18 protein-coding genes and 2 pseudogenes are annotated in these 15,904 nt (G+C 39.8%); 4 read left to right on the top strand and 16 right to left on the bottom strand.

The annotated features are described in order from the left end of the window. From UF75_RS18795 to UF75_RS28505, 5 genes are all read right to left on the bottom strand, one after another. The coding region (locus UF75_RS18795; RefSeq protein WP_045576103.1) for a lipid II flippase Amj family protein at positions 1 to 745 on the bottom strand (745 nt) is incomplete at its 3' end. Between the two features lie 252 nt (positions 746 to 997). Continuing rightward, positions 998 to 1,450 carry a GNAT family N-acetyltransferase gene (locus UF75_RS18800; protein ID WP_045576104.1) on the bottom strand — a complete coding sequence of 151 codons (453 nt, stop codon included), beginning with the start codon at positions 1,448 to 1,450 and terminating at the stop codon, positions 998 to 1,000. A gap of 399 nt (positions 1,451 to 1,849) precedes the next feature. Next, on the bottom strand, positions 1,850 to 2,635 hold the full coding sequence (locus UF75_RS18805; protein WP_045576105.1) for an amidohydrolase family protein: 786 nt from the start codon (positions 2,633 to 2,635) through the stop codon (positions 1,850 to 1,852). Continuing rightward, entirely contained in the window at positions 2,625 to 3,020 is a 396-nt protein-coding gene (locus tag UF75_RS18810; protein WP_045576106.1) for a MerR family transcriptional regulator, read from the bottom strand. Before UF75_RS18810 ends, UF75_RS18805 begins: the two co-directional genes overlap by 11 nt. Before the next feature lie 119 nt (positions 3,021 to 3,139). Beyond that, a complete protein-coding gene (locus UF75_RS28505; protein ID WP_156146513.1) occupies positions 3,140 to 3,304 on the bottom strand; it encodes a hypothetical protein in 165 nt (54 codons plus the stop codon). A gap of 105 nt (positions 3,305 to 3,409) precedes the next feature. Here UF75_RS28505 and UF75_RS18815 point away from each other — a divergent pair, with 105 nt between their 5' ends. Both UF75_RS18815 and UF75_RS18820 read left to right on the top strand, forming a co-directional pair. Further along, entirely contained in the window at positions 3,410 to 3,604 is a 195-nt protein-coding gene (locus tag UF75_RS18815) for a hypothetical protein (protein WP_045576107.1), read from the top strand. Positions 3,605 to 3,615: 11 nt separating this feature from the next. Then, complete coding sequence (locus tag UF75_RS18820; RefSeq protein WP_045576108.1) at positions 3,616 to 3,981, top strand: type II toxin-antitoxin system PemK/MazF family toxin; 366 nt, start codon at positions 3,616 to 3,618, stop codon at positions 3,979 to 3,981. A gap of 213 nt (positions 3,982 to 4,194) precedes the next feature. Here the strand turns inward: UF75_RS18820 and UF75_RS18825 are convergent, their stop codons facing one another. The 5 genes and pseudogenes from UF75_RS18825 to mutM all read right to left on the bottom strand — a co-directional run bounded on the left by UF75_RS18825 (position 4,195) and on the right by mutM (position 8,353). Beyond that, on the bottom strand, positions 4,195 to 5,097 hold the full coding sequence (locus UF75_RS18825) for a PhzF family isomerase (RefSeq protein ID WP_045576109.1): 903 nt from the start codon (positions 5,095 to 5,097) through the stop codon (positions 4,195 to 4,197). Between the two features lie 144 nt (positions 5,098 to 5,241). Next, positions 5,242 to 5,742: a hypothetical protein gene (locus UF75_RS18830; protein ID WP_045576110.1), complete on the bottom strand. Its 501-nt coding sequence runs from the start codon at positions 5,740 to 5,742 to the stop codon at positions 5,242 to 5,244. Positions 5,743 to 6,568: 826 nt separating this feature from the next. Continuing rightward, a pseudogene (locus UF75_RS27480) lies at positions 6,569 to 6,697 on the bottom strand (tyrosine-type recombinase/integrase); the annotation flags it as partial. Continuing rightward, positions 6,691 to 7,137: a hypothetical protein gene (locus UF75_RS18835; protein WP_045576111.1), complete on the bottom strand. Its 447-nt coding sequence runs from the start codon at positions 7,135 to 7,137 to the stop codon at positions 6,691 to 6,693. The pseudogene UF75_RS27480 and the gene UF75_RS18835, both read right to left, overlap by 7 nt. A gap of 394 nt (positions 7,138 to 7,531) precedes the next feature. Beyond that, positions 7,532 to 8,353 (bottom strand): bifunctional DNA-formamidopyrimidine glycosylase/DNA-(apurinic or apyrimidinic site) lyase, encoded by an 822-nt coding sequence (gene mutM / locus UF75_RS18840; RefSeq protein WP_045576112.1) that lies wholly within the window; start codon positions 8,351 to 8,353, stop codon positions 7,532 to 7,534. Between the two features lie 312 nt (positions 8,354 to 8,665). Here mutM and UF75_RS18845 point away from each other — a divergent pair, with 312 nt between their 5' ends. Next, complete coding sequence (locus tag UF75_RS18845) at positions 8,666 to 8,977, top strand: FlxA-like family protein (RefSeq protein WP_052693432.1); 312 nt, start codon at positions 8,666 to 8,668, stop codon at positions 8,975 to 8,977. A 231-nt stretch (positions 8,978 to 9,208) separates the two neighbouring features. Here the strand turns inward: UF75_RS18845 and polA are convergent, their stop codons facing one another. Beyond that, positions 9,209 to 11,833: a DNA polymerase I gene (gene polA / locus UF75_RS18850; RefSeq protein ID WP_045576113.1), complete on the bottom strand. Its 2,625-nt coding sequence runs from the start codon at positions 11,831 to 11,833 to the stop codon at positions 9,209 to 9,211. 298 nt (positions 11,834 to 12,131) lie between these two features. On the opposite strand from polA, the gene UF75_RS18855 reads away from it, so the two are divergent. Then, positions 12,132 to 13,046 (top strand): DMT family transporter, encoded by a 915-nt coding sequence (locus tag UF75_RS18855; protein ID WP_045576114.1) that lies wholly within the window; start codon positions 12,132 to 12,134, stop codon positions 13,044 to 13,046. Between the two features lie 263 nt (positions 13,047 to 13,309). Here the strand turns inward: UF75_RS18855 and UF75_RS30335 are convergent, their stop codons facing one another. The 5 genes and pseudogenes from UF75_RS30335 to UF75_RS18875 all read right to left on the bottom strand — a co-directional run. Further along, complete coding sequence (locus UF75_RS30335; RefSeq protein ID WP_242860334.1) at positions 13,310 to 13,672, bottom strand: hypothetical protein; 363 nt, start codon at positions 13,670 to 13,672, stop codon at positions 13,310 to 13,312. 11 nt (positions 13,673 to 13,683) lie between these two features. Continuing rightward, entirely contained in the window at positions 13,684 to 14,286 is a 603-nt protein-coding gene (locus UF75_RS30340) for a glycosyltransferase family 39 protein (protein WP_242860335.1), read from the bottom strand. A gap of 175 nt (positions 14,287 to 14,461) precedes the next feature. Then, entirely contained in the window at positions 14,462 to 14,995 is a 534-nt protein-coding gene (locus UF75_RS18865; protein WP_045576115.1) for a PepSY-associated TM helix domain-containing protein, read from the bottom strand. A 31-nt stretch (positions 14,996 to 15,026) separates the two neighbouring features. Beyond that, the gene (locus tag UF75_RS18870; protein ID WP_197079460.1) at positions 15,027 to 15,410 is read right to left on the bottom strand and encodes a GtrA family protein; all 384 of its coding nucleotides are present in this window, start codon (positions 15,408 to 15,410) and stop codon (positions 15,027 to 15,029) included. A gap of 1 nt (position 15,411) precedes the next feature. After that, a pseudogene (locus tag UF75_RS18875) lies at positions 15,412 to 15,904 on the bottom strand (glycosyltransferase); the annotation flags it as partial.

Below are 15,904 nucleotides of genomic sequence, written 5' to 3' on the forward strand. Positions count from 1 at the left end.
CCTGGCCTAACAAAGTACCAACCAACTTTGAAGTAATAAGCAACACCACGAGAGCCTTAACATCTCCATATGGTCTCTTTCCTCTTAACGCTTGGTCGGTAATCATAGCTGACTTTGGGTCAATAAGAAGCGTAAGTAAAATTGAAGCAACCCCATTAATCATTCCAGATGAAGCAACAACCGCTAATCTATGTTCTGCCGTAACCAATGTAGCCGAATAACTTGCAGCAAGAACGCCAACCGTATATATTCCTGTGACTAATGAATTTAAAATTAGCAACCTCTTTGGGATCTCGCGATACCTTAATCTCTCCAACATCGTCTTTGAGGGTTTCGAGACACTTTTAACGATTCGCTTAATGTTATTTATCTGTAACGCTTCAACCACCAGCGATGGAACAGAACCCGTTACCTCTAGACGATTTACTGCTTTCTCAAATATTCTTAAAAAGGATGGAATTACAAGCACACCTATTAAAGTACCAATTGTTGATGAAAAAATTACTATATGCATATCCATTACTGGATTTAGCCCTTGAGCAATGCTGATTCCAATAATACCTGCAATCAATGGAGCTTGTAGTGTATTTGCAGTACGTGAAACAAGCGCAATGAGATTAAATAGAGAAAAGGATAATGCAACTTGCCCGCTCTTAACAGAATTCAGTCTCACCGAGTAAGCAAGGGTATCAACTAGATGGATGATAGACGTTAGAATAATCAATTCTACCAATGTTCTTTCCAATGACCCACAATCCTTTCTCCGAAATGGCGATTTCATCTAACGGTCCGAGGGTTTGCGACGTCGGGTTACTACATTCATATTCTCTCCGATGTTGAAAACCCTCTGTTCGGCGACGGACCATGCCCCATGATTCAGAGACGACCATGGACGGGAGTCCCTTTAACGTCCCCCTCGAACTGATTAATGAACCAAATATGAATAATGCGTATTTGTTTTGGTTCTACCATACTCCTACTTTAATTTCTTGTCTCTTTAGAGGTTTTTCTTCATGCAAACACTGTTAGTATTTTCTGTATATGGCTCATAGTTAGCTATAGTACAATATCCACAACTCTTATATAAATTAATTGCTTCATGTTGCTTTATCCCTGTTTCCAAAACAGCATATTTATAGCCTCTGCTTTTAGCTATTTCCTCTAATTTGCTTACTATTAGTTTTGCTAATCCCTGTCCTCTTTGGTCATTTACAACAAATATTCGTTTTAATTCAACAGAGTTACTATCCTGTTCTTTAAACGCTCTGCATGCAACGGGAATTTTATTTCGATATATAATTACTACTTCATTTATTTGGGCAACTCCGTTATGTTTTTCATACTGTTTCTGTAATTCTCCATATCTTTTATCAAGATCATCATCTAATAAACTTATTAGCTTTACAAAATCATCATTCTGGCTATTTGTCTTCAGAATATCTACGTTCATCTTCGACTCCTCCAAATCAAAAATATTAATTCAGGGATTTAAGAAATGCCTAAAAGAAATGCAAATTAAAATAAATTCTCAAATATTTTAAAGGAAATGTGAATTTCTGTAATAGTTTATAGCAATATTAAATTAAAAGAGCAAAAGATTCACTCCAGAAACCACCGCGCCAGCGGTTTAGTGCTATCCTACTAATGTGCATTAATATAATTCCAACAACGTTCCCTTTCGAATCCGGGCAAGGATGCCCGTCCTCCTGCATGGTCTGTCGCCTAACGTCCCGAGGGTTTGCGACGTCGGGTTACTACATTCATATTCTCTCCGATGTTGAAAACCCTCTGTTATACGCCGTACCGGCAGATTCCTCTTCTAAATTCCGAAACCAAAATACTCTAAGAGTCACAAATGTAATAGTTGAGCAATGTTTTCCCCAAGGATTCGGTCCTTTACGTAATTATCGTGAGTTACCCTTTCAACTGTTTCCCTAGCCAGTAATGGATCACCGTAAGGAGCGTCCGAACTAAAAAGGGTACGTTCTGGTAGTCCTTTTATAGCGAATGAAACCACGAGAGTCGAAAATGTTCCGGATAGGTCCAAATACAGATTTTGATTCTCTTTCGCTAGTTTAATAGTTTCTAACCAATTAGCTCCGCCTAAATGTCCTAATATAACTGGAATATTGGGAAATTGTTTTGCAAGTCTAGCAATAGTTTTGATGTCATTCAAAGTTAATGGCGAAAATGTATGAATCCATAAAGGAAGGTTGCCAAATTCCATATCGGCCGCAAAAACTGGTTCTAACAGATGCACTTGCCCTGGGGCTAAAGTGAATTCACCAAGGCCACGAAATTTGTTAGCAATAACTCTATCTTCAATCCACCTTACGGTTTCATCGGGTGATAATCCTATCGGGATCGCCCCGAACCCAATGAATTTGGTTGGATTCTCATCTATTACCTGTACCTGTTCTTCGATGGATTTGATTCTTGCATCTAAGGGGTTTCGCTTTCCCGATATAATCTCGTTGAGAATAGCCATTTCTTTTTCGAAAGAATCAAGATCAACGGCAATTTCCGGATGTACTAGTGTGGAAAATAATATTGTTTTCTCGACACCAGCTTCGCCCATTAAAGTAAGTTGTTTTTCAATTGGTAATATAACGTGTTGGTGACTATCAATAATCATGGCCCATTTCCGTCCCTTCGAAGAGGTTTAAATTTGGTTTCTCGAAATTAAATATGCGTTGTTGTAGTTGCAACCGTAATATTTGTAATATTTCAATCTGTTTTTCCACTTCTTCTAATTTAGTCTTATAAGCGTTTATAGCCTTTTTACATAGTGGCTGTTGATCAGATATTGACACAGGACAATTAATAATCTGAGCAATTTCGTTGTTACTAAGTCCAAGCCCTAAATAGAGCTGGATTACTTTAACTCGTTCTACCGCAGATTCGTGAAAATTACGATAGCCGTTTTCTAATCGCTCCGATTGCAAAAGTCCTTTTACCTCATAATAGCGCAAAGAACGAACACTTATCCCTGTTTGACCAGATAATTTGCTTATATTCAATTTCAATATACCTCCCTTCTGTTGGACATTATAAAGTATAACATTGATGTTAATGTCAAGTTTTTAATAGGAAGGTTGGCACTACAAAGATGATCCAAATAAGTTCAATCCCAGTGTGCTTAAATACTATAGGCACAAGCCGAATAACTAAATTTAGACCCAGGTATGTCGTAGAACGTTTCGAGGGTTTGCGGCGCGTCCCAACCGCTTTCATCTTTGCAAAGTGTCGCAAAACCTTTGTTATGCGGAGTGTCCAGCTTATTAAACATACTTGCATTCAACATACTCTTCACCTCATTATATTACCACATCATTCCATTTCCAACTCTTCTATGTGGGTAAAAACGGGCATACTACTTATTGAACGAATATGTAGAAGGTGATAAGATATGGATAAAGAGGATCAAGAGGTTAAGGAGGGGGAAAATATGAGCGCAATTGCCAAAGAAGAAAGCTATAAAAAATTGTCTTTAACCCCCAAGAAATTACAAGAGATAACAGTTCGTCCTGCAACAATCAAAGATGGTAAACTATTATTTGACAAGAATGACAAGGATCACCGTTACATTGTTGAGGGAGAATAATAGAATCATTGATGGATAAATTTATTTTAGGTACGATCTTTTGGCTAAATATTGGATATCAAGATATTCCTGCTGAATCAAAAATTAGACCTGCTATTATTGTGGGTTTAGGCAACAAGAATTTATTGATTTTAGTTGCAACTACTTCAGTACCCCCAAATGATCCACCAAAATACTTCGATCAGTTTAAAATTCCAATTCTCAATTGGCGTAGATCTGGATTACTGAAACCGTCGTGGGTTCAAGGATTAAAACTAATCCATCTAACAAGAGAACAGTTACGGGCTTTAGTTCAGGATGAGGATTTTATTGGGCGCATGGTCTCACATGATTTCAATTATTTAGTTGGTGAAATTGAACGAATTCACAATCATTAGACCTCCCCGTGAGGTCTTTTTTTCATTCATATCAACATTCATATCTACAGACCCCATATACAACATCGATATGGACATTCCGCATAACGTTCTGGGGATTCCCGACGCGCCATATTACGTGCATTTTGGCCAAGTGTTGGGAATCCCCTGTTAGACGCTGTGCCGGTTAAACTTGACCCAGACTTCTTATTATATCGTTCGGATCACCTCAAATTAGATTTGAAGCTCAGTCTTAAACACGATAACTGCTCTTCCTCCAATTTTTACTTGTTGGGGTTCTCCCTTGTTTAAAATGACTGTGACGTTCACTAGGCCACTTCGTCCAATAGCGTATCCTTGTTCACCATTAAAGGTAAAAATAGAATCATTATGTTCAACCAAACCGTGCTTTATCAAATAAGCACCAAGTGGACCATGTGCGTTTCCTGTTACCGGATCCTCATTTACACCTATGGCTGGTGCAAACATTCTTCCATGAGTCAAAATTTCCTTTTGTTCTGAGTCCATTGTAAATACAAAGAATCCATTACAGTTAATCGTCTTACTGATTTGAGCTAAAGCAAGCAAATTCGGGGAAAGGGCATTTAATTTACTCCATTTATTGATCCCAACCATAACTTTGGAATGTCCTGTAGAAACAATTTGAATTGGGCATCGCTGATCAATGTCGTCCTCTTTTAACTCCAGAGCATTAACAATTTTCGCCCTCTCTTCAAAAGCAATTGGTGGATAAAATTCGATTCTACCTTGGGTCATAACTATGGAATAATCGTTTCCTTCTTTGATTATTTCTACAGGTAAGATCCCAATTCCGATCTGATGGAAAACTGTGGAGGAGTTTAACTTGTGTTCTATGGCCCGAACATAATGAGCAGCAATGGTGGCATGTCCACACACCGGAACCTCGGTTTTTGGTGTAAAAAACCTAATCTTTATCTCATGATCATTCCCATCCGGCGAAAAGATGAATGCCGTTTCGGAATTGTTCAATTCTCTGGCAATGTGTTGCATTTCTTGGTCGGAAAGTCCATCTGCATTTAAGACTACACCAGCTGAATTACCCTTAAATTTTTCGGTTGTAAAAGAATCCACCTGACAAACCTTCAATGTTCTCAAAGGAAACACCCTCCTTTCTCCAAAACTTAGGCATGGCGTCTAACGTTTTGAGGGTTTGCGACGTCGGGTTACTACCCAAAATGTCATCTCCGATGTTGCAAACCCTCTGTTATGTGATGTTGCCGCCCCCAAATTCAACAGTTTTCATTGCTTTTGATAGTTCTTAAACTTCAATATCGTTTTACTAATAATAAACGTCGCAACATAAGGAAAGGATCCCACCATAATAACAAAGTGTGCCAATTGGTAAGGTGGTCGGCTCCATATATCATAAGTATTACCTTTTGAGATCAACGGTCTAAGGAAAGACTCAATTATGTCGTTTGGCAACACCTCTGCCAAAGCGAAAAGAGCCATAGAAATTATAACTACAATTCCGATCACAAAGTACATCGACAATTCTACTTTTTTGTACTCGCCATTCAATGCTGCAAAAACCCAAACGCTTAAAAATGACACCCCTGTTAATACCATTACGGCTATGTAGCCATAAAAATCAAACCGGACATACTTCATCTCGGCAATCATAATCGCAATACTTGCAAACGGTAGGAGCGTGAGCATCAATATATAGTTTAAAATACTTAGAGGAGTTTTCGATAGATACCCGGAAAGAAAAATGATTAGACCATCTAGAAAAATCATTCCACATAAACCTCCCTAAACATCTCCTGCCCCTTTCAAACAATTTCATTCATGCCGGCCAAGAGAGCGGCAATGTCACATAACGTCTCGCGTATTCCCGAAGTCTGGTTATTACATTCATATCCTCTCAGATTTTGGGAATACGCTGTTATACGACGTGTTGTGCCCCGTGATTCAGAGGCGGACAGGACGTCCGCCCCTTATATATCTACGTCTTTGCTGTAAATTATTATTCAATTATAAAATCCTCGGATTTGAAATTACTATAATATAAAATTTATTCCGCGCCAAGGATGGCGCGGTCTTTGCACAACATGTCGTATAACGATGGGTTACCGACCTATGTCGCAGATCCCTCCAAATTAGCAGATATCTGCGATACATGTCAGATATATCCCCTTTATTCTCCGGGGCTTCCTCCTTTTGTGGTAATCCAATCGAAGGGACTTTTAATCCGTCGGATATCCTTCTCATTCACATGAGTATAGATCTTATGTTAAGCTTTACATAAGATTTATTAGGACAAGCAAGTAGTTATGAAAAGTATTATCCTGAAAGCCGCATAAAATAGGCTTTTATAGCAAAATAGCTTTGCATAATACCTTAGATTAGATATGCGTAAGTCTCAATATTTTAACTCCCAAGAATATTAAATGTAGGTATTCTTTGGGCATAAATGAAAATAACCACCATCATCATGGACAAGTAGCACCGATATAAATGATGGATGAAGATTATGGAGATTATGGCAAGGGTCAGGTGTAGAATATTATGTAAAGTTTTTTGGGCCTAACGGGTATATTTATGCTAACTTTAGCCTCTGACTTTACATAACATTTTTCTTGTCATAATAGATCTCAGTAGTCTTCGAACTCATATGGCCTAATAATTCTTGAATATACCGTAAATCAGTTCCACCTTCCAAGAGGTGAGTAGCAAAAGAATGCCTTAATGATATCCACGTAATTCAAGTTCCTTACGAACCAAAAGGAGTAGTTCCGACGATCGATCAGACACATAGGGCAAAGACTTTATCGTTTCCTTCGCGAACTTAGATAAGTTATCATCTCCAATATTTGTCATATCACTTAATCTATTCTCATGTGGAGCCAAAAAATCCGGACAACCCTCTTTACTATTGCTAAATTGTTCAGTCTCAAATGTGAAGTTACTATCTTTAGCTAGGCTAAATGATTTGAAAGTAGCTTCCTCTACAAAAACGTGTGTTAAATACCTAACCGTCTCCTCAGTATAGGGTACTGTCCAATATCTGTCAGTAGGATACCAACGTCTCCCCTTAATCGTTTTGATCTTACTCACTTGGTCTAGTGAAAAGGGGCTAGAAAAACTAATCCGGAGTTCTTTATTATTCACATTTTGAATAAATATGGGCAATTAGCTCGCCCCTTTCACTCTTGAGCGCTAGGTTATGCAGTTAAATTCCACATAGTTTTATCAACTCCTTCCCAACAGTAAAAAAATAGATTAATTTTTCTAATTATGTACAAAGATCCCAAAGACGATTCCCCAAGGTCATGTTCATTTTTGTAGACAATAAGTTAAAGGGGCTGTAACCTTTTGTTACAACCCCTTTATGTTAGGAATTCCCAATAATTCAAGGATTTTTTCCCACTTGAAGGGGAAAATACTTAATTTTTGGGATAGAACACCACGAAATATTGATTAAAGCAATTACGATTATACACAGGTTTTCCACCAGAAGTTTGTATTCTATGGAACAGGATAACGGATCCCTTGGTCACTCTTCGTTCTCATCCCATTCCAACGCTTACCTCTGACACCTCGAACAATAGACCGTCGTCCGCCCAGCGAGACGAATACGTTCTAACGTTTGTCCACAGACTTTACAAGGTTGTCCGCCCCGCCCATAAACTTGTAAATCCTGCTCAAAAAAACCTTTTTCCCCATTGGCATCCCGATAATCTCGAAAGGAAGTGCCTTGGGCATCAATACCTGCTTGAAGAATGTTTTTAATGGCTCGATGGAGTATTGAAATTTCCAGCTTGGATAGGGTATCAACTCCGCGTTCGGGTGATATTCCAGCTTGGAAGAGTGATTCATCTACATAAATGTTGCCCAAGCCTGCTAGGACATGCTGATCTAGCAAAGCCGCTTTAATAGAAAGTTTCTTTTTTCCGAAACGTTCTTTCAAAACTTCTGGTGTGAACTCTGCCTCTAAGGGTTCAGGACCTAGTTTGCCTAGGGAAGATCCGCTCAAGCACAACGGGGTGGGTATGGCTTGAATACGCCCAAATTTACGCGTATCTGAAAAATGTACTTCTCCTTGTTCTAAACGAAAAACTACATGTGTATGCTTTTCGGGTTCTTTCGTTTCCGAGTAATAATTTAAACGTCCAGTCATTCTCATATGCGCAATCAACGTCAGATCCTTATCTAAACGGATTAAAAGGTATTTTCCACGCCGATCTATCGTCTTAATTTGTCGGCCAGTGACTAAAGTCTCAAACGACTGATCTTCCCATCCGCAGACAGCAGATGACCAGATTAGCCTTATTTCTTCAATTCTTAAATCTGTCACACGTTCGGCTAAAGTTCTTCTAATAGTTTCAACTTCAGGAAGTTCTGGCATGTTTCTTTCCTCATTCCATAATAATCATTTTCACTTGAATACGAAATCAATTTACGTTTTAAGGCATTCTATTCGAAAAGAACCTGTATTACTGGTTTTTGTATCAATACATCGCATAATGCCCAATATTTTACATCCAACTATACCACCTTAACTACTTTCAATCAAACGAGCGAGGCTTAATACCTTTTCAAGCGTGACTGCATAAGTAATTTCAGCAAACTTTCAGCTAAGGTTCAGCGTAGTTTCAGTTTCGTATAGTAAAGTAAAGTAACATAGGCTTAAAATCAAATAGATTAGGGAGGTTTAAAAATGAACATATCTTCAGTTTCTTCGACATCTAATAGTACTTATACTTCTGGTAATGATAGTGATGTAACCCAACTTTCAAATCGACTAAAATTACTTCAGAGCCAAATAGACACTGAAAATCAAAGCAAGGATGATGCTAAAACAAAACAGGAGAAAATCCAATTACTCCAAACTCAGATAATACAAATTCAAGCCCAAATACAAGCAAAGCAATCCAGTCAAAATAGCAATAGTAATAGTAATAGCAATAATACACAAGAAACAACGACTTCAATTGTTTCAAGCGATAACATAATTGATATTCAAGCTTAACTTACAATACATTTAATGACGTTGATCTCTGAATCATAAAGCCAAAGTGCCGACCGCTATAAGCTAGCTGGTCGGCACATGTTTGTCTCACTGAAGACAAACCAAACAACCTATATTCGTTGCTAATTCCGGGATTAGTACTAGCACCAAACTTAAGATCTTTAATTAAATCTACTGTTCGGGATAACGCAGTTATGCTTAACCACATTGGAGTCTATGTATAGCCGCACCTTATTCCATCGGCTTAAACGGTTGCATATCGTACCAATTCGGTCCCACCTTACATTCTACTGTCATCGGAACCGACAGTGGGAAAGCATTCTCCATTTTATCTTTTAGCACCTTGGTGACAATCTCCAAATCTTCTGGATCCACTTGCAACAATAATTCGTCATGTACTTGAAGCAGAATATCCGCCCGAAAGGGTTTCAATCCTTCGGCCACTTTAATCATGGCCAATTTCATGATATCCGCGGCTGTACCTTGTACCGGTGTGTTCATGGCAATCCGCTCTCCAAACTGGCGCTGGACCCGATTAGAATGAAATAACTCCGGAATGCGCCTTAGGCGATTTAACAGAGTGCGAACTTGCCCTTCTTTTTTGGCCTGTGTGACGACCTCTTCTAGGTACCGTTTGACTCCACCATAACGTTTAAAATACTGCTCGATATAGAACTTCGATTCCTTGCGGGGAATTCCCAAGTCCCTTGAAAGACCAAATTCTGTTAATCCATAGACCAATCCAAAATTGACGGCCTTGGCACTTCGGCGCATGTTCGAGGTCACTGCATCGAGTGAGATACCAAAGACTTCTGCTGCGGTTCGAGTATGGACATCCTGTCCCAATGCAAACGATTCACAAAGAAGAGGATCTTGAGAATAGTGGGCTAAAATTCGAAGCTCAATTTGAGAATAATCAGCCGATAGAAGCACCCATCCAGGTTCCGTAGGATGAAAGACTTTTCTGAGTTGCCGTCCCTGTTCCAGTCGAATAGGGATGTTTTGTAAATTGGGTTCTGTACTCGACAATCGACCGGTTGTTGTTACGGTTTGTTGAAAGGTAGTATGAATCCGGCCATCCTTCACTTGAGCGAGTAGACCATTTACATAGGTAGACATCAATTTATTCAGCTGCCGATAGTCGAGAATTTTAGCTACGACGGGATGAGCTAAGCGAAGTTCTTCCAACGTCTCTGCATCCGTGGAATAACCCGTCTTCGTCTTCTTGGCCGTCGGTAGGCCTAACTTCTCAAATAGAATGGTTCCTAACTGTTTTGGCGAATTAATGTTAAAGGTTTCTTCAGCTAGGGCATAAATGTCCTGCTCTAACTGTTTTAGAGTCAGACTTATCCCTTCACCAAAAATTGTTAATTGCTCGGTATCCACAGCTATTCCGTGCCGTTCCACTTGCGCGAGCACCAAGCATAATGGTTCTTCAATATTATGTAATAGTTTTGAAAGGCCAAGTGTGTTAATTTCTTCTTCAAACTTGGGGGCAACTTGAGCTAGAGCAGCCGCTTCTTCGGCAACGTTCTCAAAAGCCGCTTGATTCGGAACATATTCTTTAACTAAATCCAGGGAAGCAAATTTAGGACGCGAGGATTGAATCAGATAGGATGCCAAGCTTAGATCTAAGGCTAGACCCTTCAAGGTTACTCCTTCGTTGGCGAGCAATAAGGCTACAGTTTTACTGTCCGCTAACGTTTTCGGAACCTCTTCACTCCCCATCAATTTCAGCCACGCCTCGTAAACCTGCGCGGATGCCTCCTTACGAGTTAGCGTAAACGTCTCGCTTAGGGTCGCCACTCCCCATTCTAGCCAACGTCCCCCTTGTAAGCCGGTTCCCTCATATCGGCAGGCTATCGTGAGTGGGGTGTTATTGGCCTGCCACTGTTCGATCTGCGCAACCCACTCCTCGTCTGTCATGGAACGTTCGGGCCAATCTTCTAACAACGCTTCCTGACTCTCACTAAGGGGGCCTTCGTCGTCCTTATGACGCTCATGCCACAAACGAGTCACATTCTTAAGGTCATATTTTTGCAAGACAGGAAGCACTTTAATAGCTTTGGAACGGTGATAAACAAAATCGTCGCTGGAAAACGCCAGCGGAACCTCCGTCAACATTGTCGCTAATTTTTTACTGAGGATTGCCTGTTCAGCATAGTCCTTTAAATTACTTTGTACTTTTTTCCCGGATACTTTATCCGAATTCGCCAGAACGCCCTCGACCGTCTCAAATTCCCAAAGTAACTTTAGTGCGGTTTTTTCTCCGATTCCTGGAACCCCAGGTATATTATCCGAGGTGTCACCCATTAGACCCTTGAGATCTATGATTTGGGAGGGTCGCAATTGGTAACGTTCCCATAAGGTGGTTTCGTCATAACGTTCAACTTCACTAATTCCCTTTTTAGTCAGGAAAATATTTGTCCTAGCGGATATGAGTTGCAGGGCATCTTTATCCCCTGTATAAATTTGAATCTCCATCCCCTGTGCTTCAGCTTGTTTAGTGATTGCGGCTATTAAGTCATCCGCTTCATAGCCTGCCAGTTCGAGCATGGGTACATCCATTTCCGTTAATATTTCTTTAAGGTAATCAAATTGCGGACGCAGTCCTTCTGGAGTTTCTTTGCGCTGCGCTTTATACCCAGCATACTGTTCAATGCGAACCGTTGCCTTGGTTTTATCGAAAGCTACCACCCAGTAATCTGGGTGTTGCTCATGTTCTAATCTAAAGAGCATTGTTAGAAAACCATGCAAGACATTCGTTGGTCGCCCATCTACCGTGGTTAGTGGCGGGAGAGCGTAGAAGGCTCGATTTGCAAGGCTATTTCCGTCTAATATCACCATCCGCGGCATCATGAAAACCTCCATTCTTTCACAGTTAACTATATCATACCCGCTACTTTCTAACAAACATTCAAGGTGCTTCAATAAACTGCCGAAATCATGAATTTGAACAGCTAAATAATTAAATTACATTGCAAACCCCGATCTTTAGGATTGACTACCATAGTATACATTGGTATTATTTAGTAGTTGTTATTACCTGTCCTTAGTCAAAGTAAAGGCTTTATTTGCTTAGTGAAAAGAATATCAAGATAGTTCAGCCATATCAGCTTTAGTTTTGTAATTCATAATAAGGAGGAGCCATATTATGTCCGATAAACAGGTTCGTTTGCTCATGGTGCTGACTAGTCTTCTTTGGTCTGGCGCATTTATAACTGGAAAATTCTCCGTGCAAGAGTTTCCACCGTTTTCCCTGACTTTCTTTCGTTTTTTATTCGCATTGCCTTTTATCTTTACAATCTTATACGTCAAAGAGCCCAGAAACCTTTTCCCGCGCGGTAAGCAGTGGCCTGCACTTATCATACTTGGATTTGTTGGCACTTTTTGTTACCACGCCCTATTCTTTACGTCCTTAAACTACACCACGGCGATCAATTCGTCACTGATCGGAGCAACAAATCCAATGGTTACAACCCTTCTAGCTACAATGTTCATGGGTGAACGATTAACTCCTTTGAGAATATTTGGCATCTTTCTATCGTTCACAGGTGTCTTTCTCTTCATTACAAATGGGGATTGGCAATTAATCTCCCAATTTCAATTGAATCATGGCGATTTTCTGATGCTGCTCGGGGTCTTTTGCTTTGCGGTTTATTCCCTACTTAGTCGTCACTATATGAAGCAATATCAACTAACCCCATTCATGGTCACAGCATATACGTTCTTGATCTGTGTTGTTATCTCCATTCCTTTTGTCTTGTGGGAAAACCCTTCCACCTATCTATCAACAACGACAGCTAGAGGATGGCTTTCCATTTTATATATGAGCGTGTTTGCTTCCGTATTGGGCTACCTTTTTCAGGCGATTGCCATTCAACGTATTGGGGCTCCTCGCACAGCCGTTTTTATTAATCTGGTCCCTATTTTTACGATTATCCAGTCTGTAACCATTTTAGGTGAGTCAATCACACTTATTAAATTGATGTGTGCTGCCATTGTCATAACAGGTGTTTATTTGGCAACGCGACAGGAACCGAAAGTCAATCTTCTGAAAAGTTCATAATAAATTGTTTGTGTTACGACTAGTTCGGAGATAAAGGACGGTAAATATTATAGACACACATGAGCCTTTCACACTTTTTTTGTGTGAAAGGCTCATGATTTTTTGCTGAAAACGCAAAACATTCAGCATTCTTTCGGCAAACTATCATGTCTTCTCAGAATCCTGTGCTACGTATATATGGCCGTAAAACTTTGTAATTTCTTTGAAATACAGGAATCTTCTTAAAGTTATGTTAAAGAAGCCAGAGCTTGTTTAAATATGTCTTAAGATTGACCCGAAGGAGCAGTTTGATTGCCATTTGGTGCGACGTTTTGTCCATTTGTTCGATCTTTTGGTGGTACAGTCCTAACAATTTCGTATAAAACCTTAATAAGGGATACGAACAAAAATACATTTAAGAGAGAAGTAACTATGAGGATCGGGCTATATGAAATTGAATTTATACCACTGAGCGTCTCATAGAGAACAAAGTGAGTATTGATGTAAATAGTCGTGCTAAATCCTGCAGCCAATAACATCAGCCGTTTATCCCTAAGATAGATAAACGATAAAATCGACAGGGCTACGGCCGGAAACAAATATCGTTCATGCATTCTAGTTGAAAACGTGAAGACACCGACGATCAAAAGGAGTGCAATTACTGTAGTATATTTCTGGTTTTCCCTTTAATATATAGAACCCACGAAACGGCTGTAATCAAGACAATAGACAGCATCCCCCAGCTATGATAGCTAATCCCTAATACTGTTCCTGCATCCGATACAAAATTCTTTCCCAGCAAACTAAAAAAGTTAAAGGCATTGACAGAGGCATAGGGATATTCCCCTAAAGTACTTGAAAAGAGTTTGAATATCCACAGCCCATTCATGTTCCAGGAGAAGGGTAGTACAATCACTATGGCAGTAAATAGGCCTGAAAGCACAACCTTTATCCAGCTCTTCATCGATTTTTGCCTAATTAATTCAAAGAAAATCACAGGGAGAAAGATTATCCCTTGCGGCTTCATAAGAACAGCTGACGTAAACATAACTGTCGCAAGACCCATCTTCTTCTCTGAAAGCAAAACAATCGCCGAAACAATGATCAACGTGAAGAAAGAATCCACCTGATCCCATACGGCAGAATTTATTAGAATAGCCGGGTTGAACGTGTAAAATGCGCCTATAAGAATACTAATTTCTAACGAAAAATAGTTTTTAGCAAGTTTATAGAGCAGAAAAGATGTTGCAATATCTGCCAAAATGGATGGTAATTTTAGGAGTAATGTGTAATAGGGACTCAGAAGAGGGAGACTTCCCATTTTGCCTAGTAGAAACAAAACATAGATATATAGTGGTAAAAAAGAAACTGCATAGGCAACAATTTGAGGAACATAATTGTTAAACTCGACTCCGGTTTTGTCGATTCCTCTTTGTTTATTTAGTTTTCTTTTGTCCTCTCAAAATCCTAATAGAAAGATAAATCCCCGAAATGGTCAGGACAATCATGCTAATCGCCGCAAGATCTATCACCCATTGGATATTCAGATTACCGAGTTTTCCCGCATGCAGCCCTTTTACGAGTCCCATTAGACCATTTCCTGCTTCTTGTTTTCTTGAACCTTCACTTTTTAGATCAGTCACTTCGGATTGATTTCCCCCTTCTAAACTTGAACTCAAAGTATTGGCGGGCACTGAGTTCTGACTTATCGAACTTTGATTTGCTGTTGATATACTCTGATCTGCTGTTGATGTACTCTGATCTGCTGTTGTCGATCCTTGATCTGCAGTTGTTATACGTTGAGTCTCTGACGAAGTAAACCGAGAATTCTTTTCGATAATTGGGGCTCTTGATTCCATTCCCATCAGTGAAGGATGCGCCAGCATTAATCCGGTTACTGCCTCCATCAGAATTATGATTGAAGTGATTAACCCTATCCATAAATGTAAATTGCGCATTTTACGAAACATCTTGTTTTTCTCCCCTATTCTCTAAAAATATTTAACCAAAAACTAATAAACGACTACCCGTAAAATTGATGACCAAGCTTACTCCCGTGGCCAGCAATTTGCTGACGAGTACTGACCAAACGAGCTGGTCATGAAAGTAAACCAACAATCCATATGTGATTGATAGGGTACAAAGGTTTAATGCTAAAAATCGAATAAGTTGTCTGGGGGATCGACGTTTTGCTTGGAAAGTCCATTTCCGGTTCAGTAGAAAGCTGTTGAGAATTCCGCAAGTGTAGGATACAACTTGCGCTAAGAGCAACAGAACTCCGAGATGAGAGAGCAGCGCAAATACCAAAAAATCAACTCCTGTATTGACTGCTCCCACCAGACAAAACCTAAAAAACTCAAGTGGTCTTTTCTTCACCATACCCATCTTAGACAACCTTCTTTACTGTCCGTTCCCTTTTCGCTGTTCGCTCCTTTTTAATCATCCCGTAGCATTCGCTTACAATATAGAGAGGGCGCTCTCTTGCCTCATCATAAATTCGTCCGATATATTCTCCAATAATCCCCATCATCGTTAGGAGCATCCCTGTCAATATAAGTTGGAAGGAGATTACCAGATTCCACCCAGCGATTACTGAAGCGGTAAAAACCTTAAAAAATAGCATAGCCATCAAATAACTGAAACCAAATGTGATGAGTATGACCCCCGCATAATTAGCCAATTGGAGGGGCTTAACGGAAAAAGAAGTAAGGCCATCTAAACTGAGCTTGATCATTTTTTTCAGGGGATATTTTGTCTCTCCAGCTAATCGTTCATCTCGTTCATACTCAATGGCTGTTTGCTGGAAGCCTACCCAACTCACCAGACCGCGCACGTATCGGTTTTTCTCTGGCAGTCGTTTCAATTCCTCGCACACTCTG

This window comes from Desulfosporosinus sp. I2 (assembly GCF_000960765.1).
GTDB lineage: Bacteria > Bacillota > Desulfitobacteriia > Desulfitobacteriales > Desulfitobacteriaceae > Desulfosporosinus.

Bases quoted from the DNA above. Each gene is read 5' to 3' on its own strand.
- UF75_RS18800 (WP_045576104.1), bottom strand. From the start codon at position 1,450: ATGAACGTAGATATTCTGAAGACAAATAGCCAGAATGATGATTTTGTA.
- UF75_RS18805 (WP_045576105.1), bottom strand. From the start codon at position 2,635: ATGATTATTGATAGTCACCAACACGTTATATTACCAATTGAAAAACAA.
- UF75_RS28505 (WP_156146513.1), bottom strand. From the start codon at position 3,304: ATGTTGAATGCAAGTATGTTTAATAAGCTGGACACTCCGCATAACAAA.
- UF75_RS18815 (WP_045576107.1), top strand. From the start codon at position 3,410: ATGGATAAAGAGGATCAAGAGGTTAAGGAGGGGGAAAATATGAGCGCA.
- UF75_RS18820 (WP_045576108.1), top strand. From the start codon at position 3,616: ATGGATAAATTTATTTTAGGTACGATCTTTTGGCTAAATATTGGATAT.
- UF75_RS18830 (WP_045576110.1), bottom strand. From the start codon at position 5,742: ATGATTTTTCTAGATGGTCTAATCATTTTTCTTTCCGGGTATCTATCG.
- mutM (WP_045576112.1), bottom strand. From the start codon at position 8,353: ATGCCAGAACTTCCTGAAGTTGAAACTATTAGAAGAACTTTAGCCGAA.
- UF75_RS18845 (WP_052693432.1), top strand. From the start codon at position 8,666: ATGAACATATCTTCAGTTTCTTCGACATCTAATAGTACTTATACTTCT.
- polA (WP_045576113.1), bottom strand. From the start codon at position 11,833: ATGCCGCGGATGGTGATATTAGACGGAAATAGCCTTGCAAATCGAGCC.
- UF75_RS18855 (WP_045576114.1), top strand. From the start codon at position 12,132: ATGTCCGATAAACAGGTTCGTTTGCTCATGGTGCTGACTAGTCTTCTT.
- UF75_RS18865 (WP_045576115.1), bottom strand. From the start codon at position 14,995: ATGTTTCGTAAAATGCGCAATTTACATTTATGGATAGGGTTAATCACT.
- UF75_RS18870 (WP_197079460.1), bottom strand. From the start codon at position 15,410: ATGGGTATGGTGAAGAAAAGACCACTTGAGTTTTTTAGGTTTTGTCTG.